We start from the raw sequence: 26,737 nt of genomic DNA on the forward strand, positions 1-26,737 counted from the left end.
GTACGACCTCGACGGTGTCGCCCCACGCCCCAAGAGCACGGTCCTCAGCGAGGCCACGACAAGCTCGCTGTCGTACGACATCGACGGTGTCACCTGTTCCGTCGCGCGGCTCCACCACAGCCTGGAGGCTCGGCTCGTCATCCACAGATGAACTACGGGCCGCCTCGTGGTCGCCCTGGGAACGCGATCGTGGAGTCATGCATGAACGAGTTCTGGCCGTCCCACTCATCCGAACGGCCCACCACGAGAGCGCCGAACGGCGAGCCCTGCAACGGCGTGCCCGTCGCGGTGAACTGCACGTCGTCCGGCCGGGGGTGTTCGTCCCGGTCGATGCTCTTGAACAGCTCCTCCCGGAAGAACACCACGTCCTCCTGGCCCGGGCATCCGCGCCGTCGGTCCGTCCTCCGCGGAGCTACTCCCACGCGACTGCCGCAGCGATCCACGGGATGCCGTTCGTCGAACCACCACCGAGTCGCCTGCAGGTCAGGGACCCTCGACGCACGCATCCTGACTCGACGACACTCCTGTTCGTGCGACCAGACACACCGGTGACCCAGACGAGTCGGTGGAGCGGACTGGAACCGACGTCGTCGACCACCTTCTGCGGCGCATCGGTCACCTCGCTCGTACGGACGCTCGTCGATGTCGCTGCGACAGCGCCTGCGATCGCGTCGGTGCCGATGATCGACGCAGCACTCGGCCGCAGACTCGTCCTGCCGGAGATGCTCGACGACGAGTTGACCGCCGTGGATCCGAAGGAGCATGCCCGGGCCGATCGAGCGGTCGCGATGGGGTCGCCGCTGTCCGGCTCTCCAGCGGAGTCGATCGGACGCGTGCGCTTCCGCCAGGTCGGAGCGCCGGATCCCGTGCAGCAGCACGAGTTCGCCCGTCCCGGCGAACGGCACGCCGTCGTCGACTTCTGGTTCCCAGACCAGGGCGTCGTGGTCGAGATCGACGGGCGCGCCAAGTACGAGGACCCGGCAATGCTCGGCGGGTCCACGACCGCCGACGCCCACTGGCAGGAGAAGCGGCGCGAGGACTTCCTCCGCTCGTTCCCCGAGGTCAGGTTCGTCGTCCGCTTCAGCTGGTCCGACCTGATGGACCTCGAGACCGTCCGGGCAGCGCTCGTCCGAGTAGGCATCCCATGTCGATGACCAGCCCGCGCCGCCCGGCCTCCGCGACGTCGTCGAGCGCGTGTTCTGGAGCCATCCAGCGACCCTCCCACGTGCTCGGCGTAGCGTTGCGGCATGGCCCCGAAGCAGAACAACCGGTCGGACCAGCGGGACCAGGCGATCATCCCCCTGCCCTCCGCGCCGATCGACCACACCAACCCCAAGCCCGACGTCCCCACCACCACCAAGGGCTGGGCCAAGATGCTCGACCGTGTGATCGACGTCCAGCGCCCCGTCGTCATCGCGCACGTCAACGCCGTACGACGTCGACACCCGAACGCCTCGCCCGCCGAGATCATCCAGATCCTCGAGCGGCAGTACCTCGCGGCGGTGACGACCGGCGGCGCTGCAGTGGGTGCAAGTGCAGTCGTCCCGGGCATCGGCATGGTGGCGAGCTTCGGGCTCAGCGGCGCGGAGACGATCGGCTTCCTCGAGACCACGGCGCTGTTCGCCCAGTCGGTGACCGAGGTGCACGGCATCGCCCTCGACGACCCGGAGCGCTCGCGCACACTCGTCATGGCGATGATCCTCGGCGCGCCGGGCACACAGCTCATCAAGCAGCTCGCGGGCCAGGCAGCCGGCGGGCAGGTCAGGACGGCCTTCTGGGGCGAGATGGTGGCGTCGTCGCTGCCCAAGCAGGCAGTCAGCGGGATCGGCAAGCAGATCCGCGACTCCTTCATCAAGCGCTTCGTGGCCCGTCAGGGCACCTCGATGCTCGGGCGGGCGCTGCCCTTCGGCATCGGAGCAGCGGTCGGCGGCATCGGCAACCACGCACTCGGGCGCAAGGTGATCCAGGCCTCGCGCGAGGGCTTCGGGCTCCCGCCGACGCAGTTCCCGATGATCCTCGACCAGAAGGCCCCGAAGCAGCTCGGCCGCGGACTCCCCTGGCGTCGCAAGGACAAGCAGGACGAGGCCGAGGACACCGGCGACCAGCAGCGGCGGTCCGGCACCGCGCTCTGAGCGCACCCCCGACCGGACGGGAGGCCCGTGGCGGACCCGCCACGCGCCTCCCGTCCGCCGTCAGGTCGGCAGGGCCGACACCAAGCGGGACTGTCAGGTCACCAACACCGGCACGAAGCGCGACCGGCAGCGAGCGGGACCGCTCAGCGCCGCGCCTTCGCGGTCGCCCGCGCGTTGGCCTTCTTGATCGCCTCGACCAGTTCGTCCTTCTTCATGGAGGACCGCCCGCTGATCTCGAGCCGCTTCGCCACGTCCATCAGGTGTGCCTTCGACGCGTTGGCGTCGACTCCGTCCTCGGTCGTGCCGGAGCCGCGCGTGCCGGCAGCACCGGAGTCCGACGGCCCGGCGGACTCCTTCTCCTCCCAGTGGTCGCCGACCTTCTCGTACTCGTGCTTGACGGCCGCGAAGGCGGTGCGGTGCGCCCGCTCCCCCTCGCCGTACGTCTCGTTCGCCGAGTCGAGCGTCTTCGCGTAGATCTCCTGCGCGTGCTCCGGCGACCGCTGCAGGGTGCTCGGGATCTCGTCCTTCGCTGGCATGTGTCCTCCTCGGGTCACCGTCACCGGTACTCGCAGGGCCTGGCAGCGCTCGGAGAGGAGCGGGTAGACCAGACCCATGGACTACACACACCTCGGACGGACAGGGTTGTCGGTGTCACGAGCAGTGCTCGGCACCATGAACTTCGGACCGGAGACCAGCGAGGACGACTCGCACGCGATCATGGACCGGGCCCACGAGCTCGGCGTGAACTTCTTCGACACCGCCAACGGCTACGGCGGCTCGGTGGGCAAGGGCGCCACCGAGGAGATCATCGGCCGCTGGTTCGCCAAGGGCGGTGGCCGCCGCGAGAAGACGGTGCTGGCCACGAAGGTCTACGGCGAGATGATCGAGTGGCCGAACGGCGGCAAGCTCTCGGCGTACAACATCCGGCAGTCGCTGGATGCCAGCCTTCGTCGTCTGCAGACCGACCACATCGACCTCTTCCAGATGCACCACGTCGACCGGGACACCCCGTGGGACGAGATCTGGCAGGCCATGGAGCTCGCCGTCGCCCAGGGCAAGGTGCTCTACGTCGGCTCGTCGAACTTCGCGGGTTGGCACATCGCCCAGGCGCAAGAGGCAGCGAAGCACCGCAACTTCCTCGGCCTCGTCAGCGAGCAGTCGATCTACAACCTCGTCGTCCGCGACGTCGAGCGCGAGGTCCTGCCCTCCGCCCGCCACTACGGCCTCGGCCTGATCCCGTGGTCCCCGCTGCAGGGCGGCCTGCTCGGCGGCATCATCGAGAAGACCGAGCAGGGCTCGCGTCGCCTCAGCGGCCGAAGCGCCGAGTACGTCGAGGGCCACCGCGACCAGCTCACGGCGTACGAGGCCCTCGCGAAGGACCTCGGCCACACCCCGGGCGAGCTCGCGCTGGCCTGGCTGCTGCACCAGCCGGGCGTCACCGCTCCGATCACGGGTCCGCGCACGATGGAGCAGTGGGAGTCGGCCGTCCGTGCGACGGACATCCGCCTCGACGACGCGGCGCTCGCGCGCCTCGACGAGCTGTTCCCCGGCCACAAGACGTCGCCGGAGGACTTCGCCTGGTGACCTGAGGAACCCAGCCTGGAGGCCCGGTGCGCGTCCGACGCGCACCGGGCCTCCGCCATGTGGTCACGCGGACGTCAGAGCGCGGCGACCTGAGCGTCGGACAGGCCGATCTCCCGGAGGTACGCGGCGACGCTCCCCCACCGGTGCTCGACGTGCCTGATGACCGTCGTCATGGTCTCGGGCACGCAGCGTTGCGCCACCGCGGTGGCTTCGGGGTCGGTGCTCACGGCGCGCTCGGCCGCGAACCGGTCGACGAGCGCGGCGCCACTCGCGGCGTAGTCGGTCCCGATGCGCTCGAGCGACGCTCCCCACAGCCGTGCGAGCAGCGCGCTGACGACCCCGGTGCGGTCCTTCCCGGCTGAACAGCAGACGAGCACGTCCCCGTCAGCCGAGCCGATCGCGCCGAGGGCCGCAGCGATGCCGTGCGCGTGTCGGTCGAGCCAGTCGACGTACTGGTCCTCGAGCTGCACTGCCTGAGCGGCGGACTCGACCGTCCACGGGTCGAACAGCGGCACGTTCCGGTACCCGTCCGAGCCGGCGAGGGGGTGCGCGACCGCACGGACCTCGTCCTCGCGGCGGAGGTCGACGACGGCGACCAGCCCCGACGGGTACGCCGACGCCGGCACCCCGGGCTCCGTGGCCGCGCGGTACGCGGTCCGCGCCCGGTGGTCCTGCAACCCGGCGCCGCCGACCTCCCGCAGGTTGAGCACCCTCGACGGCGTCGTCATGCGCCCACCCTCCCACGCGGCGGACGGAGGCACGCGGCGACGACGCACCGAAGCGACGCAGCACCGTGCGCCTCCGCTCAGCCCGTGCGAGCTTCCCCACCCCGTGCGACCTCATGGCCCGGCACGGAGTGCCCAACCTCGCACCACGCACCAGCAACACCCACGCGCGAACACGCCCACGCACCAGCAACACCCACGCACCAGCAGCACCCCCACACGCCGACGGCCCCCACGCCGGAGCGCGGGGGCCGTCGGGCCGAGCGGGGTGGAGCTACCGGACGGAGACCGGGGTGCTGTCCTCCTGGTCGTAGAGGACGTAGCCCTCTTCGCCGTGGACCGCGGTGTCGATGCCGGCGACCTCGTCCTCGGTCTTCACGCGGAAGCCGATCGTCTTCTCGATGACGAAGCCGATGATGAAGGCCAGGACGAACGAGTACGCACCGACGGCACCGGCCGCTGCGGCCTGCTTGCCGAGCTGCGCGAACGAGCCGGAGTAGATCAGGCCGGTGTCGTTGGCGAAGAAGCCGAGGAACAGCGTCCCGAAGATGCCGCCGACCAGGTGCACGCCGACCACGTCGAGCGAGTCGTCGAAGCCGAGGCGGTACTTCCAGTCGATGGCGAAGCAGCAGATGATGCCCGCGAGGAAGCCGAGCACGATGCCCCACCCGGGCGTCAGGTTGGCGCAGGCCGGGGTGATCGCGACGAGGCCGGTGACGGCACCCGAGGCGGCACCGACGGACGTGGCCTTGCCGTCGCGGAGCTTCTCGATGAGCAGCCAGCCGAGGATCGCGGCGGCCGGGGCGGCGAGCGTGTTCACCCAGGCGATGGACGCGATGCCGTCAGCGGCACCCTCGGACCCGGCGTTGAAGCCGAACCAGCCGAACCAGAGGATCGCGGCACCGAGGAGGACGAAGGGCGGGTTGTGCGGCTTGTGCGCACCCTTGGCGAACCCGACGCGCTTGCCGAGGACGATCGCCAGGGCGAGGCCCGCTGCACCGGCGTTGATGTGCACCGCGGTGCCACCGGCGAAGTCGATGACGCCCCACGTGGCAGCCCAGCCGGAGGTCAGGTTGAAGACCCACGAGGCGACGGGGAAGTAGACGACCGTGACCCAGACACCGGCGAAGACCATCCACGCGCCGAACTTGGCACGGTCGGCGATCGCACCGGAGATGAGCGCGACCGTGATGATCGCGAACGTGGCCTGGAAGCCGACGAAGGCCATCGAGGGGTAGGCGGCGTCGATCTTCGAGGCCTTGGCCTCCTCGAACGCCTGGCCGAGGCCGAGCTGGTTCCAGTCGATGCTGAAGAACCCGACGACGCCGGAGATCGCGGTGTGGTCGCCGGGGTTGGCGAACGCGATCGCGTAGCCGTAGAGCACCCAGAGGACGCTCACGAGCGCGATCGCTCCGAAGGACATCATCATCATGCTGATGACGGACTTGGCCTTCACCAGTCCGCCGTAGAAGAACGCCAGGCCTGGTGTCATGAACAACACCAGTGCCGCCATCACCAACACGAACGTCGTGTTGCCCTGATCAAGCATGTCTCACCTCTCGGTTGCAGTGCGGTTTCCACGTCGGCGGTGCTTGCTGTGCAACGGGGACCGACCGTGTCCGCCTCGGGTAGGACAGAGTCTGGCGACGTGGTGTTTCACAGGGGAACGCAGCGTGTTTCGCGGGTGTAACGCGATGCGCCCCCGTGTAAACGTCGTGTTACCGGCAGGCAGGAAAGCGCACCGCACCGGCCGGGAGGCTCCCCCCGGCCCCGCCCCGCCACCGTCCGCAGCGCGGGTCGCTCAGTCCGCAGCGCGGGTCGCTCAGTCCGCAGCGCGCGTGGCTCAGTCCGCGGCGCGGGTCAGGGCGACGACGCGGCTCGCGGCACGCAGGTACTTCTTGCGGTACCCGCCGTCGAGCATCGACTCGGGGTACACCTGATCGAGCGGCGTCCCCGACGCGACGATCCGCACCTGGGCGTCGTACAGCCGGTCGACGAGCGCCACCCAGCGCAGCGCGTCGGTCTGGTCGCGGAACTCGGCCACGTCGGTCAGTCCGACGGCGTCGAGCCCCTCGACCAGCGCGACGTACTTCGAGGGGTGCACCGATGCCAGGTGGGCCACGACGGACCGGAAGTCGTCCTGCGTGACGCGAGCGGGGCCTCCCGGCAGTTCGGCGGCGACGTCGGACACGACGCGAGCCGACTCGTCAACGGCCCGTCGGCGGAAGTCGAGACCGTCGATGCGCATCGTGTCGAACCTGTCGGACATCGCCTGGATCTCGCGGAGGAAGTCCTGCGCGGCGAAGCGGCCCTCGCCGAGGGCGCCGGGCGGCGTGTTCGACGTGGCGGCGAAGCGGGTGCCGGAGTCGCTGAGCTCCCGGATCAGCCGCGTCATCACCATCGTGTCGCCCGGGTCGTCGAGCTCGAACTCGTCGATGCACACGAGCGAGGTCCCGCGGAGCAGGTCCACCGTGCCCTGGAAGCCGAGCGCGCCGACGAGCGCGGTGTACTCGATGAACGTGCCGAACGTCTTGCGCCCGGGCTCCGCGTGGTACGCCGCGGCGAGCAGGTGGGTCTTGCCGACACCGAACCCGCCGTCGAGGTAGACCCCCGACGTCGTCGGCGTCTCCGGCGACGACGAGCGCCGGCGCCCGAACAACCCGCGCTTCGCCGGCTCCGGGCGCGTGGCCACGAACGCGGCGACGGCGTCCCGGACGTCGGCCTGCGACGGGTAGTCCGCGTCCGGGCGGTAGGAGTCGAACGACGCGTCCGTGAACTGGGGCGGGGGCACCAGCGCCGCGGCCATCTGCTGCGGCGACACCTGCGGGTCACGGTCGACGAGGTGCTGGGGCAATGGGTGCCTTCCGGGAAGGGTGTCGTGCGAGGTCACGTTGCACCGGGGTGACAGTACGTCCGCGTACCGTTGCTCCCGACGCCGAGCACCGATCCTAGTCCGGCGCCACCACGCTCAAGGAGGCCCCCCGATGACCGCACCGGTCGACCCGTCCGACACGTTCCGCGACTACGCCCACCCCGAACGGCTGGTCTCGACCGCGTGGCTGCAGGACCAGCTCGACGCCGGAGCCGTCGGCACTGCGGACCTCGTGGTGGTGGAGTCCGACGAGGACGTCCTGCTCTACGAGACCGGCCACGTGCCCGGTTCCGTGAAGATCGACTGGCACACGGACCTCAACGACCCGGTGCAGCGCGACTACATCGACGGCGAGGCCTTCGCCCGTCTCGTCGGCGGCAAGGGGATCGGCCGCGACACCACCGTCGTGATCTACGGCGACAAGAACAACTGGTGGGCCGCCTACGCCCTCTGGGTCTTCACGCTCTTCGGCCACGAGGACGTCCGCCTGCTCGACGGCGGCCGCGCGAAGTGGATCGCCGAGGACCGCCCCGTCACGACCGACCGCTCCGCCGTGACCCCGGCCGAGTACCCCGTCGTCGAGCGTGACGACGCCCCGGTCCGCGCGTTCAAGGAGGACGTCCTCGCGCACCTCGGCGAGCCCCTCATCGACGTCCGGAGCGCCCCGGAGTACAGCGGCGACCGCACCACCGCGCCGGACTACCCGGAAGAAGGCGCCCTGCGCGGCGGTCACATCCCCACCGCGGTGAACATCCCCTGGGCCACCGCGGCGGCACCGGACGGCACGTTCAGGTCCCGAGCCGAGCTCGACGCCGTGTACCGCGAGGGCGCCGGCATCGGTGACGCCGACCAGGTCATCGCGTACTGCCGCATCGGGGAGCGCTCGAGCCACACCTGGTTCGTCCTGCAGCACCTGCTCGGCTACGAGAACGTCCGCAACTACGACGGCTCCTGGACCGAGTGGGGCAGCGCCGTCCGCGTCCCGATCGTGCAGGGCACCGAGCCGGGAGCACTGCCGACCCGATGAGCGACACCACCGAGCTCCCCACCGTCCTCGCCGAGACCCGCGACGACTTCCTCGCGCTGACCCAGGCCGACCGGCTGCAGCTGCTCCTCGAGTTCTCGAACGAGCTCCCCGCACTGCCGGAGCGGCTGCAGGGCCATGAGGACGAACTCGAACGGGTGGAGGAGTGCCAGTCCCCCGTGTTCATCCTCGTCACCGTGGGTGAGGACGGCGACGCACCCGACGTCGTCCGCATGCACGCCACCGCCCCGCGCGAGTCCCCGACCACGCGCGGCTTCGCGTCGATCCTGGCGCAGGGCCTGTCCGGCCTGACCGTTGACCAGGTGCTCGCCGTGCCGGCGGACTACCCGCTCACCATCGGGCTGTCCGAGGCGGTCAGCCCTCTGCGCATCCGCGGCATGGTCGGCATGCTCGGCCGCGTCCAGCGGCAGGTGCGCGCGCTGGGCTGAGCGTTCGCGTCCACGGACTGGAGGCCCGGTGCCAGCTGGCACCGGGCCTCCAGTCCGTCCCGCGGGGACTACCGGGCCGTGGTCGCGCCCTGCGGCCGGACCACCTCGGTCAGCCACGCGAGGATCCTGGTGTCGAACCAGTCGGCGTCGTGGTTCCAGAGCTTGGTGTGCCGGGCCTCGTGCGCGACCTCGAGCCGGACCAGGTCCGGGCGGGCCTCGGCCAGGGCGTGCGACGCGGAGGACGGCACGAAGCCGTCGTCGTCGCTGTGCAGCAGCAGGATCGGCACGGTCAGCTCGTCGGCGCGCGCGACCATGTCGAGCTCGCGGAGGTCGACCGGCTGCGCGAGCCCGGCCAGGCGGTGCAGCACCGGCGTGCGGAGCACCCGCTGCGCGACCTTCCTGACCACCCGCGGCAGGCGCATCGCCCGGCTCTGGGACTTCAGCACCGCGTGCCAGTCGACCACGGCCGACTCGAGCACGACGCCGTCGACCAGGTGTGCGAGCGGCGACCGCACGAGGGTCTGCAGGACGACCGCGCCGCCCATCGACCAGCCCATCAGCACCACGCTCGTCGCACCGTGCGCGGCCACCCAGCGGAGGGCGGAGTCGACGTCCTCCCACTCGGTGGAGCCGAGGCCGTACCGGCCGTCGACGCTCTTCGGCGCGACGCCGTCGTTCCGCCACGAGGCGAGGAGCACCGAGTACCCGGCCGCGCGGAAGACCGGCAGGGCGCGGATGGTCTCGGCGCGGGTGACGCCGCGGCCGTGCACCAGGACGGCCCAGGGTGCTGCAGGGTCGTCGGCGCGGACGACCCACGCGGGCGCAGGGCCGTTCGGGGTCGGGACGTCGACGTCCTCGACCGGGACGTCGAGCTCGCCGGGGGTCAGGTAGAACCAGCCGCCCCACCGGCCGCGGCGGGCGTCGGTCGGGTCGCCGGCGTCGATCGCGATGATGCGCCGCGTGACCGTCGTGGGCGTGGTGGTGAGGACGTCACCGACGCGCATGTGACCGGTGCCGCCGCCGAACCACAGGCTGTAGCGGCCCTGCAGCTCGGTGTCCGGCGTGCGCTCCAGGGTCACGGTGCCGTGGATGCGGTCGACCCCGATGATCGGGACCCGCTCGGTGCGCTTGCGGTCCGGCGTGACGACCATCCGCGCGATCGCGGCGACGAAGCCCCCGACGACGGCGGTGCCCACGGCAGCGGCGGCGAGACCGGTCCCGAGGGCGATGAGTCCGGCGGAGCGCGCGGCACCCTGCGCCGGCTCCACGGCGGGTCGCGCGGAACGGGACATGGTCCGGAGCCTAGTCTGCATTCGTGTCCGACACCCATGAGCCCACGGCCGAACCGGAGGCCTTCGCCGGCCTCCGCGCGTTCGTGTCGACGGGTGGGATCCGCAGCGAGACCACGGTGACCGAGATCCCGTCGCCGTCCCGCCTCGCCCCGTTCTCGATCGCCCTGGCGGCGGACGTGTCCGGCGTGGAGCACGGGGTCGACTCCGATCTCGGCACCGGCCGGTTCATCGCGCTGTACGACCCGTCCGAGCCCGCCGGGTGGGCGGGGGCGTTCCGCATCGTGACGTTCGCGCAGGCGCCCCTCGAGCCGGAGATCGGCGTCGACGAGTTCGTCGCCGACGTGACGTGGAGCTGGCTCGTGGACGCCCTCGCGGCGCACGGGGCCGAGTACGACCACGCGTCGGGCACCGCAACCAAGATCATCTCCCGCGGCTACGGCGACCTCGCGGCCCAGGGCGACGGCGCACAGCTGGAGCTCCGGGCGTCGTGGACGCCGCGCGGCACCGACCTCGTCGCGCACGTCGAGGCCTGGGAGGAGATCGTCGCCATGCTCGCAGGACTCCCGCCGTCGTCGGACGGCGTGACGCTCCTCGGCCCCAGGAGGCTCGCCCGTGACTGACCCCGCTGCTCCCCGCCGCGTCCCGATCGACCCGTTCGCCGTGCCGGAGTCGGTGCGGGCGGCGGCGGACGCGCCGCGGGCTGACGCCCCTGCCGCTGCCGCTGCCGCTGTCCCTGCCGCCACGGCCCCCGCGGACGTCCCGGCCGCCGCTGACGTCCCGGCCGCGGCTGACGTCCCAGCCGCCGCTGACGTCCCGGCCTCCGCTGACGCCACGTCCACGGCCCCGTCCTTCGAGGCGGCCCACGACGCCGTCAAGGTCATCGAGTCGCGCGAGGACTACCTCGCCGCCGTCGAGCGCATCGCCGCCGGGCACGGGCCGGTCGCGGTCGACGCCGAGCGTGCCAGTGGCTACCGCTACTCCCAGCGCGCGTACCTCATCCAGGTGTTCCGCCGCGGTGCCGGTGCCTTCCTGTTCGACCCGATCACCATCCAGGACTTCCGCGAGCTGCAGGACGCGATCGTCGACGAGGAGTGGCTGTTCCACGCCGCGTCGCAGGACCTCCCCTGCCTGCGCGAGGTCGGCCTCGTCCCGACGCGCATCTTCGACACCGAGCTCGGCGCCCGCATCGCCGGGTTCCCGCGCGTCGGCCTCGGTGCCGTCGTCGAGCAGCTCCTCGGGATCACGCTCGCGAAGGCGCACTCGGCCGCCGACTGGTCGACCCGTCCGCTGCCGCAGTCGTGGCTCGTGTACGCATCGCTCGACGTGGAGCTGCTCCCCGACCTCCGCGACGCCCTCGCCGCGCAGCTCGAGGAGGCCGGCAAGACGCAGATCGCCCAGCAGGAGTTCCACGCCGTGCTGAGCCGCGCCCCGAAGCCACCGAAGGCCGAGCCGTGGCGCCGCCTGTCCGGCATGCACGCGCTCCGGGGGCAGCGCGCCCTCGCCATCGCCCGGTCCCTGTGGGAGGCGCGCGACGCCTTCGCCCAGGAGACCGACATCGCCCCGGGTCGCACCATCCCGGACTCCGCCATCGTCGCCGCCGCCGCAGCTGCCCCGGAGTCCCGCAAGGACCTGTCGGCGGTCAAGGCCTTCACCGGCCGCGCGAGCCGCTCCGAACTCGACCGCTGGTGGGCCGCCGTCGAGGCCGGACGCACGACCGAGGACCTCCCGAAGCTCCGCGGCCGTGGCGAGCCGACCCTGCCGCCGCCCCGCGCGTGGGCCGACCGGAACCCCGAGGCCGACCGCCGGTACAAGGCCGCACGTGCGGCCGTCGCCGCGCGGGCCGAGGAGCTCGACATCCCGCTGGAGAACCTCCTCACCCCGGACACGCTCCGGACGGTGGCGTGGGAACCGCCGGCGGACGTCTCGACCGCGGGTGTCGCAGCGGCCCTCGTGGCCCTCGACGCGCGCCCCTGGCAGGTCGAGGAGACCGCCGCCCGCATCGCCGAGGCGTTTGTGGCAGGCGGACAGGACGACGGCGGGGCGACTCCCGCCTCGTCGTAGGAACCGACCAACCGACATGCGGCCCCTCAGCCGCGGGGCATAGCGTCGGGTCGTCGCCGGGGTCTGCCCCGGCCAGGGTCAGGACGCGACCGAGCGCCCTGACTCGATCGATGTGGATCTGTGGAGGCCAGCTTGGCAAAGGCATCAGACGTCGTGTTCGTCGACGGCGTGCGGACACCGTTCGGACGCGCCGGGGAGAAGGGGGTGTTCTGGCGGACCCGCGCCGACGACCTCGCCGTGCACGCGATGCGTGGACTGCTCGACCGGAACAGCTCCCTCGACGGAGCCGCCGTCGACGACGTCGCCGTCGCCGCGACGACCCAGCAGGGCGACCAGGGCCTGACCCTCGGCCGCACCGTGGGCATGCTCGCCGGTCTGCCGAAGTCCGTCCCGGGCTACGCGATCGACCGCATGTGCGCAGGTGCCATGACGAGCGTCACGACGCTCGCGGGTGCGATCGCCTTCGGTGCCGCCGACATCGCCATCGCCGGCGGCGTCGAGCACATGGGCCGCCACCCGATGGGCTTCAACGCGGACCCCAACCCCCGATTCGTCGCGGAGCGCATGGTCTCGAGCGACGCCCTGGTCATGGGTGCCACCGCCGAGCGCCTGCACGACCGCTTCCCCGCCATCACGAAGGACCGCACCGACGCCTTCGCGGTGCAGTCCCAACAGCGCTACGCCGCCGCCTGGGGCGCCGGCAAGCTGCAGCCGGACGTCATCCCGGTCGAGGTCAACACCGGCCAGGGCTGGGACATCGTGTCCTCCGACGAGCCGCCGCGTCCCGGCACCACCCTGGAGGCCCTGGCCGCGCTGAAGACGCCGTTCCGGCCCCACGGACGGGTCACCGCCGGCAACGCCGCGGGCCTCAACGACGGCGCGACGATGAGCCTGCTCGCCTCGTCCGCCGGCGCAGCCGAGCACGGCCTGCCGACGAAGATGCGCATGGTCTCGTTCGCCTTCGCGGGCGTCGAGCCCGAGGTCATGGGCGTCGGCCCGGTGCCCGCCACCGACAAGGCGCTGTCGAAGGCCGGCCTGTCGATCGACGACATCGGCCTGTTCGAGATCAACGAGGCGTTCGCCGTCCAGGTGCTCGCCTTCCTCGACAACTACGGCATCGCGCAGGACTCCCCGAACGTCAACGCCTGGGGTGGCGCGATCGCCGTCGGGCACCCGCTGGCGTCGAGCGGCGTCCGCCTGATGAACCAGCTCGCGGCGCAGTTCGCCGAGCGTCCCGACGTCAAGTACGGCATCACGACGATGTGCATCGGGCTCGGCCAGGGCGGGACCGTCATCTGGGAGAACCCCTCGTTCAGCAAGTCCGCGGCACGGAAGGCGGCCTGACCATGACCATCGCCGAGAACGACCAGCTGACCGCCCTGAGCAAGGACGAGGTCGTCACCCACTCGTACGTCAAGCACGTCGCGCTGCCCTCCGGCGGCACGCTCGCGCTCATCACCCTCGACAACGGCAAGGACTACAAGCGCCCCTCGACGCTCGGTCCGCGCACCCTGCGCGAGCTCTCCGACGTGCTGGACTCCCTGCGCGCTGCGGCGTCGAAGGGCGAGGTCCAGGCCGTCGCGGTCACGGGCAAGGAGTACTGCTTCGCCGCCGGGGCCGACCTGTCCCAGGCGTCGTCGGTGCCCTCGCGCGAGGTCGCCCACGACCTGGCTGCCCTGGGGCACGCGACCCTCCGCAAGTTCTCCGACCTGGGCGTGCCTTCGTTCGCGTTCGTGAACGGCATCGCGCTCGGCGGTGGCCTCGAGGTCGCACTGCACTGCACGTACCGGGTGTTCTCGTCCGCCGCACAGGGCATCGGCCTGCCCGAGGTCTTCCTCGGCATCATCCCCGGCTGGGGCGGTGCGACGCTGCTCCCCCGCCTGATCGGCCCGGAGAAGGCGCTCCGCGTCATCGTCGAGAACCCGCTCAAGAACAACCGCCTGATGGACGGTGCAGCCGCCGTCGACCTCGGCATCGGCGACGCCCTCATCCCGTCGGTGACCTTCCTGCCGTCCGCGGTCGCCTGGGCCGACGGCGTGGTCGCCGGTCGCACCAAGGTCGTCCGGAAGAACGAGCCGGGCATGCTCGAGAAGGCCGCGTGGGGCACGGTCGTCAAGGTCGCACGCTCGCAGGTCGCGTCGAAGATCGGCACCGTGCCGAAGTCGCCGTTCCGTGCGCTCGACCTCGTCGCCGCCGCCAAGTCCGGGTCGCTCGACGAGCGGTTCGCCGGTGAGGACGACGCGCTCGCGGACCTGCTCTCCGGCGACCAGTTCGCTGCGTCGATGTACGCGTTCGACCTCGTGCAGAAGCGTGCGAAACGACCGGTCGGTGCCCCGGAGGGCGTCGAGGCGAAGAAGATCACGAAGGTCGGCGTCCTCGGCGCCGGGCTCATGGCGTCGCAGTTCGCGCTGCTGTTCGCCCGTCGGCTCGGGGTCCCCGTCGTCATCACCGACGTCTCGCAGGAACGCGTCGATGCCGGTGTCGCACGGATCCGCCAGTCCGTCGAGGAGATGCTCGCCAAGGGCCGCGTCTCGCAGGACGATGCGAACCGCATCACCGCGCTCGTCAGCGGTTCGGTGTCGTACGACGCCTTCGCCGACGCCGACTGGGTGATCGAGGCCGTCTTCGAGGAGATGTCCGTCAAGCAGGACGTGTTCCGCAAGATCGAGCAGGTCATCGCTCCCGACGCGATCCTCGCCACGAACACCTCGTCGCTGTCCGTCGACGAGATGGCCTCGGTGCTCCAGCACCCGGAGCGCCTGGTCGGGTTCCACTTCTTCAACCCCGTCGCGGTGATGCCGCTGCTCGAGGTCGTCCGGGCGTCCCAGACGTCCGACGAGGCCGTCGCCACCGCGTTGGCCGTCGCGAAGACCCTGAAGAAGACCGCGATCGTCACGGCGGACCAGCCGGGCTTCGTCGTCAACCGGGTGCTCGCCCGGGTGCTCGGCGAGGCGATGCGTGGCGTCGAGGAGGGCACCCCGTTCGAGACCGTGGCGGAGGGCGCCGCTCCCCTGGGGCTGCCGATGTCGCCGTTCGAGCTGCTCGAGCTCGTCGGCCTGCCCGTCGGTGCGCACGTGCTCGACTCGCACCACGCCGCCTGGCCCGAGCGCTTCTACCCTGGCGACGGGCTGAAGCGGATCGCCGAGCACGGCACGATCCTCACCCGCGACAAGAAGGGCTCGGTGACCGGGTACGACCCCGCTGCCGTGAAGCTCGTCGCACCGTCGAAGAAGGACGCCGCACCGGTGGACGCTGCCGAGATGCAGCGCCGCTTCGAGGACGCCCTCGCCGACGAGGTGCACCGCATGCTCGAGGACGAGGTCGTGCAGCACGTCGAGGAGATCGACCTCGGGCTGATCCTCGGCGCGGGCTACCCGTTCCAGGCCGGTGGCATCAGCCCCTACCTCGACCGGAGTGGTGCGTCCGAGCGCGTCTTCGGCGGAGCGTTCCACGAGCCTCGAATCGTCGGCCCCGCCTCCCGCTGACGGTCGCCCGCTCACAGCACCACACAACGGACACAGCACCACGGGATCCCGTGGTGCTGTGTCCGTTTCCCGGTGCGGTGCGCGCGCTAGCGGTCTGAGGCTGCGGACTCGCGGGACCGCGCCGGCTTCGCCTGGGGCACCTTCGTGCCGACGACCTGGTCGATGACGTCACGGGCGATCGCCTGCGCCGTGAGTCCGGCGTCGTGCAGGATCTGGGAGCGCGTGGCGTGGTCGATGAACTCGTCCGGCAACCCGAGCTCGTTCACCCCGGTGTCGACACCCGCCGCGCGGAGGTCCTGACGCAGGCGCGTGCCCACACCGCCGACGCGGACGCCGTCCTCGATCGTGATCACGAGACGGTGCGAGCGGGACAGCTCGATGAGCGAGGTCGGGATCGGCACGACCCACCGCGGGTCGACGACGGTGACGCCGATGCCCTGGGCCTCGAGCAGCCCGGCGGCTTCGAGCGCGACCGGCACCATCGAGCCGACGGCGACGAACAGGACGTCCTCCGACGTGTCCGACGCGTGCAGCACGTCCACCCCGTCCGAGGTCCGGGACAGCGCGGGGATGTCCGGGCCGACCTGGCCCTTCGACCAGCGCAGCACGGTGGGCGCGTCGTCGATGGCGACGGCCTCGCGGAACTCCTCGCGCAGGGTGGCGGCGTCACGCGGGGCGGCGATGCGGATCCCGGGGACGACCTGCAGCAGCGCGAGGTCCCACATCCCGTGGTGCGACGGGCCGTCGGGACCGGTGACCCCGGCACGGTCGAGCACGAACGTCACGCCGGCACGGTGCAGGGCGACGTCCATGAGGACCTGGTCGAACGCCCGGTTGAGGAACGTGGCGTAGAGGGCGACGACGGGGTGCAGTCCTCCGTACGCCAGGCCGGCGGCGGAGGTGACGGCGTGCTGCTCGGCGATCCCCACGTCGTACACGCGCTCGGGGTGCTGCTCCTGGAAGAGGTGCAGGCCGGTCGGGCGGAGCATGGCTGCGGTGATGGCGACCACCCGCGGGTCCGCAGCACCGACGGCGGCGAGCTCGGCCGCGAAGACGGACGTCCACGACGGACCCGACGCGGTGTCGAGCGACTCGCCCGTCTCCGGGTCGATGTGCCCGACGGCGTGGAACTGGTCGGCCTGGTCGCGCAGGGCCGGCTCGAAGCCGTGGCCCTTCTCCGTGATGGCGTGCACGATCACGGGCGCGCCGTACTCCTTGGCCTGCCGGAGCGCGGCCTCCATCGCCTGCTGGTCGTGTCCGTTGACCGGCCCGATGTACTTGATGTCGAGGTTCGAGTAGAGCGACTCGTTGTTCGTGACGCGCGACAGGAACCCGTGCAGGCCCCCGCGTAGTCCCCGGTACACGGCGCGGCCCGGAGCACCGAAGCGGGCGGCCGCTGCCTGGCTCTTCTCGTAGAGCTCCCGGTACTCGCGGCGGGTGCGCACGGAGTTGAGGAAGCGGGCCATGCCACCGATGGTCGGGGCGTAGGACCGCCCGTTGTCGTTGACGACGATCACGAGCCGGCGGTCGTTGTCGTCGGAGATGTTGTTGAGCGCCTCCCACGTCATGCCGCCCGTGAGCGCGCCGTCCCCGACGACGGCCACGACGGTGCGGTCGGACTGGCCGGTCTGCCGGAAGGCGCGGGAGATCCCGTCCGCCCAGGACAACGAGGAGGACGCGTGCGAGGACTCCACGATGTCGTGCTCGGACTCGCTCCGCTGCGGGTAGCCGGCGATGCCGCCGCGCTCGCGCAGGTGCGAGAAGTCCTGCCGACCCGTCACGATCTTGTGCACGTAGGACTGGTGCCCGGTGTCGAACACGAACGGGTCGTGTGGCGAGTCGAACACCCGGTGCATCGCGAGCGTCAGCTCGACCACCCCGAGATTCGGTCCGAGGTGGCCGCCGGTCTTGGCGACCTCGGCCACGAGGAACTTGCGGATCTCGGCCGACAGTTCGGTCATCTGGGCGTCGGAGAGACGCTTCAGGTCGCGCGGCGACGTGATGCTGGCGAGCAGACTCACGGGCGCTCCTTTCGTGGGGCTGTCGGCCCACTCTATTCGCGGTGACCGACAACGGACGGGAGGCGCGGTGCCAGCTGGCACCGCGCCTCCCGTCCGGTCCTGGTCGCGTCAGCGACCGGTGGTCACGTCACTCAGACGAGCGACCGGAGCACGTACTGCAGGATGCCGCCGTTGCGGTAGTAGTCGGCCTCACCGGGGGTGTCGATGCGGACGACGGCGTCGAACTCGACGGTCTGCTTGCCCTCGGGCGAGTGCGCGCTCGGCTCGGCGGTGACGTGCACCGTCTTCGGCGTGCGGCCCTCGTTCAGCTCGGTGAGCCCGGAGATCGAGACGACCTCGGTGCCGTCGAGCCCGAGGGACTCGATCGTCTCGCCCGCCGGGAACTGCAGCGGGACGACGCCCATGCCGATGAGGTTCGAGCGGTGGATGCGCTCGAAGCTCTCGGTGATGACGGCCTTCACGCCGAGCAGGCTCGTGCCCTTGGCTGCCCAGTCGCGGGACGAGCCGGAGCCGTACTCCTTGCCGCCGAAGACGACGAGCGGGATGCCCTGCTCCTGGTAGTGCTGCGAGGCGTCGTAGATGAACGACTGGTCGCCGTCGGCGGTGGTGAAGTCGCGGGTGTAGCCGCCCTCCACGCCGTCGAGGAGCTGGTTGCGCAGGCGGATGTTCGCGAACGTGCCGCGGATCATCACCTCGTGGTTGCCACGACGCGAGCCGTAGGAGTTGAAGTCCTTGCGGTCGACCGCGTGCTCGGCGAGGTACTTGCCCGCCGGGCTGTCGGCCTTGATCGAACCGGCCGGCGAGATGTGGTCGGTCGTGACCGAGTCACCGAGCTTCGCCAGCACGCGCGCACCCGAGATGTCCGAGACGGCGTCCGGGGTCATCGTCATCCCGTCGAAGTACGGGGGCTTCCGCACGTAGGTCGACTCGGCGTCCCACTCGAAGGTGTCGCCCGTCGGGGTCGGCAGGTTCTTCCAGCGGTCGTCGCCCTCGAACACGGAGCCGTACTCGTGGGTGAACATCGCGGTGTCGATCGACGTGTCGATGACCTGCTGGACCTCGGCCGCGTCAGGCCAGATGTCCGCCAGGTAGACGTCGTTGCCGTCCTGGTCCTGGCCGAGGGCGTCCGTGTCGAAGTCGAAGTGCATCGACCCGGCGAGGGCGTACGCGATGACCAGCGGCGGGCTCGCCAGGTAGTTCATCTTCACGTCGGGGTTGATGCGGCCCTCGAAGTTGCGGTTGCCCGAGAGCACCGCGGTGACGGCGAGGTCGTTGTCCTGCACGGCCTGCGAGATCTCCTCGGGCAGGGGGCCCGAGTTGCCGATGCAGGTGGTGCAGCCGTAGCCGACCGTGTAGAAGCCGAGCTGCTCGAGGTAGGTCGTGAGTCCGGCCTTCTCGTAGTAGTCCGTGACGACCTTGGAGCCGGGCGCGAGGGTGGTCTTCACCCACGGCTTGGCGGTGAGGCCCTTGTTCGCGGCGTTCCGTGCGAGGATGCCGGCGGCCATCATCACCGACGGGTTCGACGTGTTGGTGCACGACGTGATCGCGGCGATCGCGACGGCGCCGTGGTCGATCGTGAACGGCGCACCGTCCGCGATGGCGACCGACGTCGGCTTGGAGACCGTGCCGGGGGCGCTGGAGGCGTGCGCCGGGACCTCCGACGCCGGGGCGTCCTGCAGGTCGTCGACGGCGTGCTCGTCACCGGGGGCGGCGGCGACCGGGTCGGACGCCGGGAAGGTGTCCGCGACGGCCTTGTCCTCTTCGGTGTGGTCGATGCTCGCGTAGTTGGCGAGGTCGACCTCGAACTGGTCCTTCGCCTTGGACAGCTCGATGCGGTCCTGCGGGCGCTTCGGGCCGGAGATGGACGGGACGACCGTGGAGAGGTCGAGCTCCATGTACTCCGAGTAGGCGGGCTCGACGGAGGCGTCGTGCCACAGGCCCTGCTCCTTGGAGTAGGCCTCGACGAGGGCGATCTGGGCCTCGTCGCGACCAGTCAGGCGGAGGTAGTCGAGGGTGACGTCGTCCACCGGGAAGATGGCGGCCGTCGAGCCGAACTCGGGGCTCATGTTGCCGATGGTCGCGCGGTTCGCGAGCGGGACGGCACTGACCCCCTCCCCGTAGAACTCGACGAACTTGCCGACGACGCCGTGCTTGCGGAGCTGCTGCGTGATGGTGAGCACGACGTCGGTCGCGGTCACACCGGCCGGGATCTCGCCGGAGAGCTTGAAGCCGACCACCTTCGGGATGAGCATCGACACGGGCTGGCCGAGCATCGCCGCCTCGGCCTCGATGCCGCCGACGCCCCAGCCGAGCACGCCGAGGCCGTTGACCATCGTCGTGTGGGAGTCGGTGCCGACGAGGGTGTCGGGGTAGGCGTAGGTCTCGCCGTCGAAGTCACGCGTGTAGGTGACCTTCGCCAGGTACTCGATGTTGACCTGGTGGACGATGCCGGTCCCCGGGGGGACGACCTTGAAGTCCTCGAACGCCGTCTGGCCCCAGCGGAGGAACTGGTAGCGCTCACCGTTCCGCTCGTACTCGAGGTCGGTGTTGCGCTGCAGGGCGTCCGTGCTGCCGAACAGGTCGGCGATGACGGAGTGGTCGATGACCATCTCGGCCGGGGACAGCGGGTTGATCTTGTTCGGGTCCCCGCCGATGTCGGCCATCGCCTCGCGCATGGTGGCGAGGTCGACGATGCACGGGACACCGGTGAAGTCCTGCATGACCACGCGGGCCGGGGAGAACTGGATCTCGGTGTCCGGGTGCGCCTCGGGACGCCAGGAGCCGAGCGAACGGATCTGGTCCGCCGTGACGTTCTTGCCGTCCTCGGTGCGGAGGAGGTTCTCGAGCAGCACCTTCAGGCTGTACGGGAGCTTCTCGTGTCCGGGGACGGAGTCGATCCGGTGGATCGCGTAGTCGACACCCCCAACCGAGAGCGTGTCCTTCGAGCCGAAGCTGTTGACTGCAGCCACTGTGCCGCCTCCTGAGTTGATCGATCGTGCCCTCGTCCTCGTGGGCCGTCCCACCAGCACGGTAGACCTCTGCCGCCGGGTGCGATGCCCCGTCAGAGATGTCTTGATGTCGAGAGAACTCTACACGGCAGCCTGGTCCGGCTCGCGCTTGAACACCGTGCGGGTGAGCAGCCACGTCACCCAGAGCAGCGCCGCGTACAGCGGGACGCCCGTGATGAGCTTGATGCCGGCGAGCAGTTCGACCTGGGCCGTCAGGTACAGCGGGATCTCGATGACCAGCCGGAGCGCGAACAGCCCGACCCAGAGCCAGGTCGCGACCGTGAGCACGCGGCGCTTGCCCGGGTCGGCGCGCCAGTCGGTGCCCGTGCCGTCCTCGTCCTGGGGCAGGAGCAGGCCGACGATGAGCCCGATGAGGGGACGACGGATGACGAGCGTCACGAGGAGCACCACCAGGCACACCAGGTTGATCACGATCCCGGGGATGAAGTTGCTCTCCGCCTTGCCCGTGATGAGCGCGAGCCCGGCCGAGATCGCGACGCCGAGGATGCCGGCGAACGACATCGCCAGGGACTGCCGCTGCACCAGCCGGAGCACGACGAAGACGAGCCCGACGAGCACGGGGATCACGACGCTCGGGACGAGTTCCTTCGTGATCGCGTAGACGACCAGGAACGCGAAGCCCGGCAGCACCGACTCGGCGAGGCCACGGACGCCACCGACGGCGGTCACCAGGGCGCGACCGGAGGGGGCTTCTCCCGGTGCCACCTGACCGATGCCGGCGTTCCGGACGGCGTCGCGGAGCTGCGCGTTCAGCGACAGGGGCTCGGGAACGGGCGCGTCAGTGGACGCGACCCCCTCGGGGTCAGCAGGGTCGAGACGGTCCGGCACCGGGCCTCCTGGTCGTCAGATCGCCGACTGCGTCGACTTCGGCATGTGCAGCGGGATCAGGTCGCGCGGCGGCATCGGCGTGGTGCCCCGCACCACCACGACGCTGCGGAAGAGCTCTTCGATCTCCTCGGCGTCCTCGGGCGAGTCGGCGGCCTTGCCGGCGATCACGCCGCGGAGGAACCAGCGGGGTCCGTCGACGCCGATGAAGCGAGCCGGGCGGGCACCGGCGACGCCGCCGTCCCCGTCGACCAGGACCGGGACGCTGGCGCGGAGCTCGGGACCGAACGGGCCGTCGACCTCGGTCACCGTGCCGCCCTGGCGTTCGATCTGGTCGGCGATCTGCGCCCGGATCTCGTGCCAGAGGCCGGTGGAGCGCGGTGCGGCGAACGGCTGGACCTGGAGCGTGGAGTCGTCGTAGTCGAGCCCGACCGCGACGACGCGCTGGGAGCCCTCCTCGACCTCGAGCCGGAGGTGCAGGCCCTCGCGCGGCAGGATCTTCACGCCGCCGAGGTCGACGTAGGGGCGGACCGGGTTGGCCTCGGTCTCGTCGAGGGGGCCCGACTCTTCACGGTCAGCGGGGGCGGACTTGCCGGTCGGCGCGACGGCGTCGACCTCGTCGAGTCCGGCGTCGGCCTCCACCGCGATGTCGACCTCCGGTGAGGTCTCCGCGACCTCGGCGTCGTCGGCGACCGCAGCGGCCACCTCGACCTCGTCGCGCTTGCGTCGGCCGATCCTCATCGCTGCGTTCCTTCCGTCTGGTTCAGGTCAGTCCCTGCGCCCTGTTCGGCGCTCGTGCCACCGTAGCCCGAGGAGCCGAAGCCGCCATGGCCGCGGACGCTGTCGGGGAGTTCGTCGACCCGGGTGAACACCACCGGGGGCACCGGCATGACGATCATCTGCGCGATGCGGTCGCCCACGTGGACCTCGTACGGCTCGGCCTGGTCGGTGTTGAGCAGCGCGACCTTGATCTCACCGCGGTACCCGGAGTCGACCGTGCCGGGGGCGTTCACGATCGTGATGCCGTGCTTCGCCGCGAGGCCGCTCCGCGGGACCACGAAGGCCGCGTGGCCGTCGGGCAGGGCGATCGAGACGCCCGTGCCGACGAGACGACGCTCACCGGGTGCGAGCACGAAGGCCTCGGTCGAGACGAGGTCGGCGCCGGCGTCGCCGGGGTGGGCGTGGACGGGAGCGTTCTCCCCGGTCCAGAGCACGTCGACAGGTTCGGTCACGTGACGAGGGTAGTGCAGCCCGTGACCGTTCCGTGACCTCAGGTGAGTCGTGGTCGAATGGACCCGTGACCCTGTACCGCGAACGTCTCTGGGCGCCGCCGAGCCTGTACCTGGCGACGGCGCTCGTCATCCCCGCGAGCCTCCTCGTGTTCCTGCCGATCAGCATCGTGACGGGGATCATCGTCGCCGCGGCCATGGAGGTCGGGGTGCTCGTGCTCCTCTGGGCCGTCGCACCCGTGGTCGAGGTGACCGACACCGAGTTCCGCGCCGGACGAGCGCACCTGCCGCGCGCGGTGGTGGGCGAGGCCGTGCCGTTCCACGGGGCCGAGGCCACGACCCAGCGCGGGCCGAAGCTCGACGCCCGGGCGTGGACGCTCTTCCGCGGGTACGTCCGGCCCGTCGTGCGCGTCGAGGTCCGCGACGACGCCGACCCCACCCCGTACTGGCTGGTCAGCGTGCGCAACCCGGACAAGGTCGTCGACGCGCTGCGGTCCTGAAGCCCAACGGCGCCGCTCGCGCTGGCAAGTCGGCCGCCGCTGCCGCTGCCACGCGGTCGCCGCTGTCGCCGCCGGTGCCGGTGCCGTTGCCGTTGCCGTTGCCGTTGCCGCGAGACACCCCCGTCTCCGCGACACGCCCCCGTCTCGCGTGACTGCTCGTCCGAGACGCCCCCGTCTCGCGTGACCTTGCGCGCCGAGACGCCGGCGTCTCGACGAAACGCCCCCGAACTCCCGAAACGCCGCCGAAAACCGCGGCGTCTCGCCCGGGACAGGGCGTCTCGCCCGGACACCGGCGTCTCGCGAGCATCGTCCACTGAGACGCCGGCGTCTCGACGAAACGCCCCCGAACTCCCGAAACGCCGCCGAAAACCGCGGCGTCTCGCCCGGGACAGGGCGTCTCGCACAGACACCGGCGTCTCGCGAGCGGTCAGCGCCGAGACACCGGCGTCTCGCGACCGACCGACCCTTCGACGCAGCCCGGACCCACAGCCCCCCCGTCCCCGAAGCAACACCCCACACACGACGGACGGCCCGCACCCCCGAGGGGATGCGGGCCGTCCGACGTTCGCGTGCGTGCCCTAGAGCGCTGCGCACTCCGCGCAGACCGGGCCGAGCTTCGACTCGTGGTCGAGCTGCGACCGGTGCTTCACGAGGAAGCACTCGACGCAGGTGAACTCGTCCACCTGCGGGGGCAGCACGACGACGTCGAGGTCGACGTCGCTGAGGTCCTGTCCGGCGAGTTCGAAGCTGCCGGGGTTGTCGGAGTCGTCATCGACGACTCCGGACATCTTGTCGGGCACGCGCTCCTTGAGGGCCTCGATCGACTCCGAATCGGAGTTGTCGTCGGTCTTCCGGGGGGCGTCGTAATCGGTGGCCATGCCCATCCATTTCTCGTATCGAGAGGTCGTCGCCGGAGATCGGCGGCGACAGTATCCAACACGTGCCGCCTCGATGCAAACTGAGCGGTCAGCGGCTCGTCTGGGCGTGCAACCGGTCGCGCGGTCCGGCCATTCCCGAGGGCCAGGACCAAGCCGCGCCCAGGCCGGGCTCAAGCCCAAGCCCAAGCCGCGCCCAGGCCGGGCCCAAGCCCGAGCCCAGCCCAGCCCCACCACGACACGAAGTACCGCACCGCACCGGAAACGGCACGCCCGTGCGCCTCCCCGGAATCGGCCTCCGGTCCCTGCATACTTCCCGGGTACGACGCAGACCGTACGCAACTGCTCGGAAGGCGGAACCATGCAAGACGTGAGAGTCATCGGAGTGGAGTCCGGGGCACTCCTGCTCGCGACCGACGGCGGCAGCGAGTTCCGGTTGCCCGTCACCTCGGCGCTGCCGGGGCAGGTCCGACAGGCGAACCCCGACGGCATGCCGCAGAAGCGCGTGTCCCCGAAGGACGTCCAGGCCCGGATCCGCAGCGGTGCCGACGCGGCCGACGTCGCCTCGGCGCTCGACGTCGACGTCGAGTACGTCCGTCGCTTCGAGGGTCCCGTCCTCGCCGAGCGTGCCTTCATCCTCGACGCCGCCCGCCGCGTGCCGGTGACGCCGTCCGACGACTCCGCACCCGACGTGTTCGGCGACGCGATAACGGCCCGCCTCGAGTCCGGTGAGGCCACCGACGTCACCTGGTCGAGCTGGAAGCACGTGGAGAACGGCTGGCAGGTGCAGGTCCGCTACACGGCGGGCGAGGTCGAGCACGACGCCCAGTGGACGTTCGACCCGAAGACCTCGACGCTGACGCCGGACACGAGCGACGCGCACCGGCTCTCGCACACCGAGGACGAGGGCCTCGCGCCCCGCCTCCGTGCGGTCGAGTACGACCAGCAGGACACCGACGGCACCCGGTTCGACTCCGGCGCCTTCCGCGTCGACGAGCCGGACGAGGCCGTCACGAACCCCGAGGTCCCCGAGCGTGCTCCCCTCCGCGCGCCGCTCCCCCGCATCGGCACCGCCCAGATCGAGGAGCGTCCGCCGGGCAACGAGACCGCCGACCTGCTCGAGGCACTCCGCCGCCGCCGCGGTGAGCGCGAGTCCGTCACCTTCGCGGACCAGCAGCAGGAGGAGCAGCGCGGCGCGGTCAGCGTGGTCGACATCCCGCTGCACGGCTTCACCGACACGAACGACACCGCTCCGCAGCCGGACGGCCGTCCGTCCTCCGCGCCGGAGTCCGAGGCGCGCCCGGACCGCAAGAAGCGGAACCGCCGCTCGATGCCGAGCTGGGACGAGATCGTGTTCGGGACCCGTCCCGACGACGAGGTCTGAGACCGCACCGTCCAGCCGGGAGGCTCGGAGCAGCCCGTCACGCACCGCGCGTGGCGGGCTGCTCCCGTCCAGGGCCCGGTGCGGGTCGTGCCCGCGGCTCAGCTCGCGAACGCCCCGGCGAGGCGCAGCGGGACGAGCAGCTCGTCATCGGTCATCGCCCCGTGCTGGCCGATCATCCGCTTCGGCACCGCTCCGGGCTTCAGCGCCCGGTCGTCGTTGAACGCCCACGTGCTCCTGGCCACCACGACCACGTCGCCGATGCGCGGCAGCACGTCCTCGGACACGGCGCCGAACCAGCCCGCGGCGATCGCCTCCTCGCGGCTCGCGACGTACGCCCGCTTGCCGTAGGTGGCGCGCCAGGCCTCGGCCAGCCCTGGCACGTCTGTCCCCGGGGCCACGGTGAGCTGGCGGCAGCGTGGGTCCCCCGCGACCCCGACGACGTCCTGGAGCAGGTCGGGGTCGATCGCGATGTTCGTCTCCTCGGGCACGTCGAGGATGCCGTGGTCCGCCGTGACGAGCACCCCGACGTCCCGGGCGACGCCGGCGGCCAGGCGGGCGAGCTCCCCGTCGAGCGACTCCAGCGCCGCCGTCCAGCGGTCGGACTGCCACCCGTGCTTGTGCGCGATCGAGTCGAGCTCGGGGACGTAGAGGTACACGAGCGCCGTGCCGGTGAGCGTGGCCGCGATCGCCGCGTCGACCCGCTGCGCGATGGTGTCGGCGGGGACGTACCGCGCGCCGCTGAGGACGTTCGCGGTCATGCCCGACGACTCGTAGCGCGCCGGACCGACGACCACGGGGTCGACGCCGATGCCCGGTGCCTCGGTGAACAGAGTGGGCGTGCGGAGCCACCCGGCGGGCACCTCGTCGTCCCACCCGCTGAGCAGGTTCACGACCTCCCCGGTGTCCGGGCTCCAGCCGCTGTACCCGACCACGCCGTGGGTGCCGGGCGAGCGGCCGGTCGTCAGGGTCGAGAGCGCCGCGGCGGTCGTCGTCGGGAACCCGCTGCGCAGGCGCTTCCGGGAGCCCGTCAGGAACCGGGCGTGCCCGGCACGCGCGCCGAGCGCGTTCGCGCCGAGGCCGTCGACCAGGACGACGACCGCGGAACGGGCGGGGCGGAGCGGGATCCGAGCCTCCAGGCCCTGTGTGCGCAACCACGTGTCGTCCGCAGCGCCGAGCGCCACGAGGCAACTCGGCAGCACGTCGGCGAGGTTCGCGGTGGCGTCGGGGGCCGTCGGTAGGCTCAGTGTCAC

General features: G+C 71.3%; 24 protein-coding genes. 11 read left to right on the plus strand and 13 right to left on the minus strand.

Annotated features, from left to right (window positions below; all coding sequences use genetic code 11):
• Positions 1-152 precede the first annotated feature (152 nt).
• A complete protein-coding gene (locus tag OXR63_RS14735; RefSeq protein WP_267424521.1) occupies positions 153-365 on the minus strand; it encodes a hypothetical protein in 213 nt (70 codons plus the stop codon).
• A 315-nt stretch (positions 366-680) separates the two neighbouring features.
• Here OXR63_RS14735 and OXR63_RS14740 point away from each other — a divergent pair, with 315 nt between their 5' ends.
• Positions 681-1,154, plus strand: coding sequence for a hypothetical protein (locus OXR63_RS14740; RefSeq protein ID WP_267424522.1), 474 nt, complete (start codon positions 681-683; stop codon positions 1,152-1,154).
• Between the two features lie 93 nt (positions 1,155-1,247).
• Complete coding sequence (locus OXR63_RS14745) at positions 1,248-2,132, plus strand: hypothetical protein (RefSeq protein ID WP_267424523.1); 885 nt, start codon at positions 1,248-1,250, stop codon at positions 2,130-2,132.
• A gap of 143 nt (positions 2,133-2,275) precedes the next feature.
• Here the strand turns inward: OXR63_RS14745 and OXR63_RS14750 are convergent, their stop codons facing one another.
• Positions 2,276-2,668, minus strand: coding sequence for a ChaB family protein (locus OXR63_RS14750; protein ID WP_194661036.1), 393 nt, complete (start codon positions 2,666-2,668; stop codon positions 2,276-2,278).
• Between the two features lie 76 nt (positions 2,669-2,744).
• On the opposite strand from OXR63_RS14750, the gene OXR63_RS14755 reads away from it, so the two are divergent.
• Positions 2,745-3,716: an aldo/keto reductase gene (locus tag OXR63_RS14755; protein WP_267424524.1), complete on the plus strand. Its 972-nt coding sequence runs from the start codon at positions 2,745-2,747 to the stop codon at positions 3,714-3,716.
• A 74-nt stretch (positions 3,717-3,790) separates the two neighbouring features.
• Here OXR63_RS14755 and OXR63_RS14760 read toward each other — a convergent pair whose 3' ends face one another.
• The 3 genes from OXR63_RS14760 to zapE form a co-directional block, all read right to left on the minus strand.
• Entirely contained in the window at positions 3,791-4,444 is a 654-nt protein-coding gene (locus OXR63_RS14760; protein ID WP_267424525.1) for a tyrosine-protein phosphatase, read from the minus strand.
• A 271-nt stretch (positions 4,445-4,715) separates the two neighbouring features.
• Positions 4,716-5,990 carry an ammonium transporter gene (locus OXR63_RS14765; RefSeq protein ID WP_267424526.1) on the minus strand — a complete coding sequence of 425 codons (1,275 nt, stop codon included), beginning with the start codon at positions 5,988-5,990 and terminating at the stop codon, positions 4,716-4,718.
• Positions 5,991-6,284: 294 nt separating this feature from the next.
• Entirely contained in the window at positions 6,285-7,295 is a 1,011-nt protein-coding gene (gene zapE / locus OXR63_RS14770) for a cell division protein ZapE (protein WP_374116142.1), read from the minus strand.
• A gap of 130 nt (positions 7,296-7,425) precedes the next feature.
• Here zapE and OXR63_RS14775 point away from each other — a divergent pair, with 130 nt between their 5' ends.
• Positions 7,426-8,340, plus strand: a complete 915-nt coding sequence (locus OXR63_RS14775; RefSeq protein ID WP_267424527.1) for a sulfurtransferase — start codon at positions 7,426-7,428, stop codon at positions 8,338-8,340.
• Positions 8,337-8,786, plus strand: coding sequence for a SufE family protein (locus OXR63_RS14780; protein ID WP_267424528.1), 450 nt, complete (start codon positions 8,337-8,339; stop codon positions 8,784-8,786). The genes OXR63_RS14775 and OXR63_RS14780 overlap by 4 nt, the downstream gene beginning before the upstream one ends.
• A gap of 68 nt (positions 8,787-8,854) precedes the next feature.
• On the opposite strand, the gene OXR63_RS14785 is transcribed toward OXR63_RS14780, so the two are convergent.
• Entirely contained in the window at positions 8,855-10,078 is a 1,224-nt protein-coding gene (locus tag OXR63_RS14785) for an alpha/beta hydrolase family protein (RefSeq protein WP_267424529.1), read from the minus strand.
• Positions 10,079-10,101: 23 nt separating this feature from the next.
• On the opposite strand from OXR63_RS14785, the gene OXR63_RS14790 reads away from it, so the two are divergent.
• The 4 genes from OXR63_RS14790 (at position 10,102) to OXR63_RS14805 (ending at position 15,624) form a co-directional block, all read left to right on the plus strand.
• Positions 10,102-10,698, plus strand: coding sequence for a DUF3000 domain-containing protein (locus tag OXR63_RS14790; RefSeq protein ID WP_194661042.1), 597 nt, complete (start codon positions 10,102-10,104; stop codon positions 10,696-10,698).
• 259 nt (positions 10,699-10,957) lie between these two features.
• The gene (locus tag OXR63_RS14795) at positions 10,958-12,139 is read left to right on the plus strand and encodes an HRDC domain-containing protein (RefSeq protein ID WP_267424547.1); all 1,182 of its coding nucleotides are present in this window, start codon (positions 10,958-10,960) and stop codon (positions 12,137-12,139) included.
• A gap of 132 nt (positions 12,140-12,271) precedes the next feature.
• A complete protein-coding gene (locus OXR63_RS14800; RefSeq protein ID WP_267424530.1) occupies positions 12,272-13,483 on the plus strand; it encodes a thiolase family protein in 1,212 nt (403 codons plus the stop codon).
• Between the two features lie 2 nt (positions 13,484-13,485).
• Positions 13,486-15,624, plus strand: coding sequence for a 3-hydroxyacyl-CoA dehydrogenase NAD-binding domain-containing protein (locus OXR63_RS14805; protein ID WP_267424531.1), 2,139 nt, complete (start codon positions 13,486-13,488; stop codon positions 15,622-15,624).
• An 86-nt stretch (positions 15,625-15,710) separates the two neighbouring features.
• Here OXR63_RS14805 and dxs read toward each other — a convergent pair whose 3' ends face one another.
• The 5 genes from dxs to dut all read right to left on the minus strand — a co-directional run bounded on the left by dxs (position 15,711) and on the right by dut (position 22,731).
• Positions 15,711-17,645, minus strand: a complete 1,935-nt coding sequence (dxs, locus tag OXR63_RS14810) for a 1-deoxy-D-xylulose-5-phosphate synthase (RefSeq protein WP_267424532.1) — start codon at positions 17,643-17,645, stop codon at positions 15,711-15,713.
• A 131-nt stretch (positions 17,646-17,776) separates the two neighbouring features.
• Positions 17,777-20,614 carry an aconitate hydratase gene (locus tag OXR63_RS14815; protein ID WP_267424533.1) on the minus strand — a complete coding sequence of 946 codons (2,838 nt, stop codon included), beginning with the start codon at positions 20,612-20,614 and terminating at the stop codon, positions 17,777-17,779.
• 120 nt (positions 20,615-20,734) lie between these two features.
• Positions 20,735-21,502, minus strand: a complete 768-nt coding sequence (locus tag OXR63_RS14820; RefSeq protein WP_267424534.1) for a DUF3159 domain-containing protein — start codon at positions 21,500-21,502, stop codon at positions 20,735-20,737.
• 15 nt (positions 21,503-21,517) lie between these two features.
• Positions 21,518-22,240, minus strand: coding sequence for a DUF3710 domain-containing protein (locus OXR63_RS14825; RefSeq protein WP_194661048.1), 723 nt, complete (start codon positions 22,238-22,240; stop codon positions 21,518-21,520).
• On the minus strand, positions 22,237-22,731 hold the full coding sequence (gene dut / locus OXR63_RS14830) for a dUTP diphosphatase (protein WP_267424535.1): 495 nt from the start codon (positions 22,729-22,731) through the stop codon (positions 22,237-22,239). The genes OXR63_RS14825 and dut overlap by 4 nt, the downstream gene beginning before the upstream one ends.
• A 65-nt stretch (positions 22,732-22,796) precedes the next feature.
• Here dut and OXR63_RS14835 point away from each other — a divergent pair, with 65 nt between their 5' ends.
• Positions 22,797-23,228, plus strand: a complete 432-nt coding sequence (locus OXR63_RS14835; RefSeq protein WP_267424536.1) for a DUF3093 domain-containing protein — start codon at positions 22,797-22,799, stop codon at positions 23,226-23,228.
• A 578-nt stretch (positions 23,229-23,806) separates the two neighbouring features.
• Here the strand turns inward: OXR63_RS14835 and OXR63_RS14840 are convergent.
• Positions 23,807-24,106 (minus strand): DUF4193 domain-containing protein, encoded by a 300-nt coding sequence (locus OXR63_RS14840; protein WP_031263038.1) that lies wholly within the window; start codon positions 24,104-24,106, stop codon positions 23,807-23,809.
• A 367-nt stretch (positions 24,107-24,473) separates the two neighbouring features.
• Between OXR63_RS14840 and sepH the strand changes: the two genes are divergently transcribed.
• The gene (gene sepH / locus OXR63_RS14845; RefSeq protein ID WP_267424537.1) at positions 24,474-25,487 is read left to right on the plus strand and encodes a septation protein SepH; all 1,014 of its coding nucleotides are present in this window, start codon (positions 24,474-24,476) and stop codon (positions 25,485-25,487) included.
• 98 nt (positions 25,488-25,585) lie between these two features.
• Here sepH and OXR63_RS14850 read toward each other — a convergent pair whose 3' ends face one another.
• Positions 25,586-26,737 carry an alkaline phosphatase family protein gene (locus OXR63_RS14850; RefSeq protein WP_267424538.1) on the minus strand — a complete coding sequence of 384 codons (1,152 nt, stop codon included), beginning with the start codon at positions 26,735-26,737 and terminating at the stop codon, positions 25,586-25,588.

Source organism: Curtobacterium sp. GC_Cur_3, from assembly GCF_026544205.1.
In the GTDB taxonomy this organism is placed as follows: domain Bacteria; phylum Actinomycetota; class Actinomycetes; order Actinomycetales; family Microbacteriaceae; genus Curtobacterium.

What these genes read in the sequence shown, in the direction of transcription:
- OXR63_RS14740 (WP_267424522.1), top strand. Translation starts at nt 681, where the DNA reads ATGATCGACGCAGCACTCGGCCGCAGACTCGTCCTGCCGGAGATGCTC.
- OXR63_RS14745 (WP_267424523.1), top strand. Translation starts at nt 1,248, where the DNA reads ATGGCCCCGAAGCAGAACAACCGGTCGGACCAGCGGGACCAGGCGATC.
- OXR63_RS14750 (WP_194661036.1), bottom strand. Translation starts at nt 2,668, where the DNA reads ATGCCAGCGAAGGACGAGATCCCGAGCACCCTGCAGCGGTCGCCGGAG.
- OXR63_RS14755 (WP_267424524.1), top strand. Translation starts at nt 2,745, where the DNA reads ATGGACTACACACACCTCGGACGGACAGGGTTGTCGGTGTCACGAGCA.
- OXR63_RS14760 (WP_267424525.1), bottom strand. Translation starts at nt 4,444, where the DNA reads ATGACGACGCCGTCGAGGGTGCTCAACCTGCGGGAGGTCGGCGGCGCC.
- OXR63_RS14765 (WP_267424526.1), bottom strand. Translation starts at nt 5,990, where the DNA reads ATGCTTGATCAGGGCAACACGACGTTCGTGTTGGTGATGGCGGCACTG.
- OXR63_RS14775 (WP_267424527.1), top strand. Translation starts at nt 7,426, where the DNA reads ATGACCGCACCGGTCGACCCGTCCGACACGTTCCGCGACTACGCCCAC.
- OXR63_RS14780 (WP_267424528.1), top strand. Translation starts at nt 8,337, where the DNA reads ATGAGCGACACCACCGAGCTCCCCACCGTCCTCGCCGAGACCCGCGAC.
- OXR63_RS14785 (WP_267424529.1), bottom strand. Translation starts at nt 10,078, where the DNA reads ATGTCCCGTTCCGCGCGACCCGCCGTGGAGCCGGCGCAGGGTGCCGCG.
- OXR63_RS14805 (WP_267424531.1), top strand. Translation starts at nt 13,486, where the DNA reads ATGACCATCGCCGAGAACGACCAGCTGACCGCCCTGAGCAAGGACGAG.
- OXR63_RS14825 (WP_194661048.1), bottom strand. Translation starts at nt 22,240, where the DNA reads ATGAGGATCGGCCGACGCAAGCGCGACGAGGTCGAGGTGGCCGCTGCG.
- OXR63_RS14840 (WP_031263038.1), bottom strand. Translation starts at nt 24,106, where the DNA reads ATGGCCACCGATTACGACGCCCCCCGGAAGACCGACGACAACTCCGAT.